Source organism: Vicinamibacteria bacterium, from assembly GCA_035620555.1.
Lineage (GTDB): Bacteria > Acidobacteriota > Vicinamibacteria > Marinacidobacterales > SMYC01 > DASPGQ01.
Window position 1 is genome coordinate 1 of record DASPGQ010000657.1, and the last position, 2,909, is coordinate 2,909.

Genomic DNA, 2,909 nt, shown 5'->3' on the forward strand with positions numbered 1-2,909 from the left:
CTGAATGACGTCGAAGAGCTCTCCGCCGCGGACGCCGATGCCGATTGTTTCGTACCAGGAGACGATGGCGCGAAAGTAGGGAGCGACGAGCTTGTCCACGTAGTCCCGCGCTCCTCGGGGAAGGTCGGTTTCGTCTTCGACGACGAAGCCGGCGCGACAGTTGAGGGCGCCCCACACGCCGACGGCGGTCGTGAAAGGGTCGCCTCTTTCGATGACCCGAGAGCTCGGACTGGGCAAGCCCATGGCGGCGCGGGGGCCGCTCGATAACATCGGATGACAGGACAGGGGCATCCCGTTGAGGCGCATGAGGCGTACCGCCTCGAACTCCGTCATACCGGGCTCGAGTCCGAAGAGGACGTTCCGGATGGCGCTCGACGTGTGGCAAGCGGCGTACTCGAAAGCCGCGAGCTGCTCGAGCTCGTTCGAGACCCGAAGCCCATCCGTGGCGTTCATGAATAGCGCGTTCGCATTTTTCACCCGCGACGGATCGCCGGCCACTTCTCGGAGGGTGTCGGCGATGTAGCTCGGAATCTCGAGCCATTGGTCGGGAGCACGGCTCTCCCGCTGGGTGAAATATTTCCATCCCACGACGCCGACGCGAGAACCGCTCGAGATTCCCGCGCTCTCGAGAACTCGTGCCAGCGAGGGGCTTTCGTTTCGAGACTGGGAGAGCAGACTGAAGCTCTGAAAGAGCAGCGGTCTCAACTCGAGGGGACTGATGCCCACGTAACCCCAGCCTTCGTTGCCGACCACGATGACCGGCGTGCTGTCATGCGAGACAACGAGCAACGCTTCCTCGAATCTCGGATCGAACCCCGTGAGGTAGGCCATGTTGGCGCTGTGCTCGCGGTCGGCGTAGATGACGAGAACGTCGAGGCCCGCGGAGCTCGCCCGCGCCCGCGCGGCCTCGAGTCGGTTACGGTAGATCTCGGACGTCAGTTTCGGCTCGAGCGTGGGCTCACCGAAATCGGGAAGCTCCACTTCCTCGAGAGCCACGTGGAAAAAGCGCTCGACCTTCATGCCCGGCTATCTTATCGACCGTTGGCTGCGAGGGCGAGGACGTGTTCCTGACTGGCGCTCGTCGCCGCGCTCGGGTAACGTTCTTGCGTGCACGAGCCCACGTTTCTGGTCGACCTAGCACTGGTGTTGGGAGTGGGCGCCGTCACGAGCGTCGTGGCCCGGCTGTTGCATCAGCCATCCATACTCGGTTACCTCGCCGCCGGTCTCATCGTCGGCCCTTACATCCCGCTGCCGTTCTTTGCGGATCCCGAGCGCATCCAGGCGATGGCCGAGTTCGGCGTGGTTCTCGTCATGTTCGCGCTGGGTCTCGAGTTTCGCGTGGCGAAGCTCGTTCGGGTGCTGCCCGTCGCCGGGCTCACGGCTCTGCTTCAGATGAGCGCGTTGATCTGGGCGGGTTTCTCTCTCGGGAGGGTGCTCGGATGGAGCGTTGTCGAATCGTCCTTTCTCGGTGCCTCGATCGCGATTTCCAGCACGATGGTGGTCAGTCGGGTTTTCGATCAGCAGCCCGTTGGGCGCGACGTTCGTGAGATGGTGCTCGGTGTGCTGATCCTGCAGGACGTCGGCGCGATCGCGCTGATCGCCTTGATGACCGCGGTGGCGACCGGGGGCACGATGGATCCGAACGATCTGGTGGCGACACTGGGCTGGCTCTTCGTAGCCCTTGCGGGGATGCTCGGCGTCGGGATGCTCATCGTGCCACGCGCGATTCGGGCGGTGGCAAAGTTGAAGAGCGGGGAGATATTGACGGTCTTCTCCATCGGACTGTGCTTCGTTCTCGCGGTGCTCGCTGAACGCCTCGGCTATTCGGTCGCGCTCGGCTCGTTTCTCGCCGGCATCCTGGTCGCCGAGTCTGGCCATTCGCCCGCTGTCGAGAAGAGCGTCCAATCGGTTCGTGACATGTTCGCCGCCATCTTCTTCGTATCGATCGGGATGACGGTCGATCCGGGGCAGGCGATGGAGAGCTTGCCCGCGGCGCTCCTCGTCTTCCTCGTGGTGGTCGTCGGCCAGTTCGCCGCCGTATCCGTTGCCGGGATTCTGTCGGGCAACGGCCTGCGCCGCTCGATTACCGCGGGCCTCGCCCTGGGGCAGATCGGAGAGTTCGCATTCATCCTGGGCGCGATCGGGGTGAGTGCCGGCGTGGTCGAAGTGGCTCTCCAGCCCATCCTCGTGACGGTCGCAATCGGAACCGCCTTCACCACTCCGTTGCTGCTCGCTGCCGCGCCCCGCTGGGTGCAGGCTGTCGATCGGCTCCTGCCTCATCGCGCCCAGTGGCTTCTGGGCATGTACGAGTCCTGGCTGGGGAGGATGCGGCGGGCCCTCGATAACCCTCGGAGCAGCCGAAAGGTGGGGCGCGCCTTGCGGGCCATAGCGTTCGACGCGGTGGCCCTCGACATCGTCTTCGCGCTGACCGCAGCGCTCTACGATTCGGGCGGAGTGTGGTTCGCGAGCCGACTGTCCACCTCCGCAGCAGGTGGTCACATCGCCGTGATCGTCCTCGCCGTGATCGTGGCCGCACCCCTCGTCGCCGGGCTCGTGCGTAACGCGAACGCGTTGTCGAAGCTTGCGGGTGAAAGCCTGTTGTCCTCGGCGAAGGGGGGCGCTGCGGTGGCTACGCGGATCGCGAGCCACACGCTCAGGGCCTTGATTTTGTTGAGCGTCCTGCTCGGGGTGGTCCTGCCGTCGATCGCGGTGCTGCGTCCGATCTATGGGGGGCCTTACGTCGCCCTCGGACTCTGCCTTCTCGTCGCCGCCGTGGGCGTCTATTTGTGGAGAAACGCCGGAGCCATGGCTTCGTAGCTGCGTTCGGGCGCGGAGCATCTTGCCGAGCTTCTCGCGAGGCAGAGCGCGCATGACGAGCCCATAACGCTCGTGGAACCGTCTTTGCCCCC

At 64.8% G+C, this 2,909-nt stretch carries 2 protein-coding genes; one reads left to right on the plus strand and one right to left on the minus strand.

Annotation, left to right across the window (positions count from 1 at the left end):
- Positions 1-1,020 (minus strand): aminopeptidase P family N-terminal domain-containing protein (locus VEK15_26650; protein HXV64308.1); only part of this gene is annotated, 1,020 nt, incomplete at its 3' end.
- Between the two features lie 87 nt (positions 1,021-1,107).
- Between VEK15_26650 and VEK15_26655 the strand changes: the two genes are divergently transcribed.
- Positions 1,108-2,817 (plus strand): cation:proton antiporter, encoded by a 1,710-nt coding sequence (locus tag VEK15_26655; GenBank protein ID HXV64309.1) that lies wholly within the window; start codon positions 1,108-1,110, stop codon positions 2,815-2,817.
- Positions 2,818-2,909: the final 92 nt, after the last annotated feature.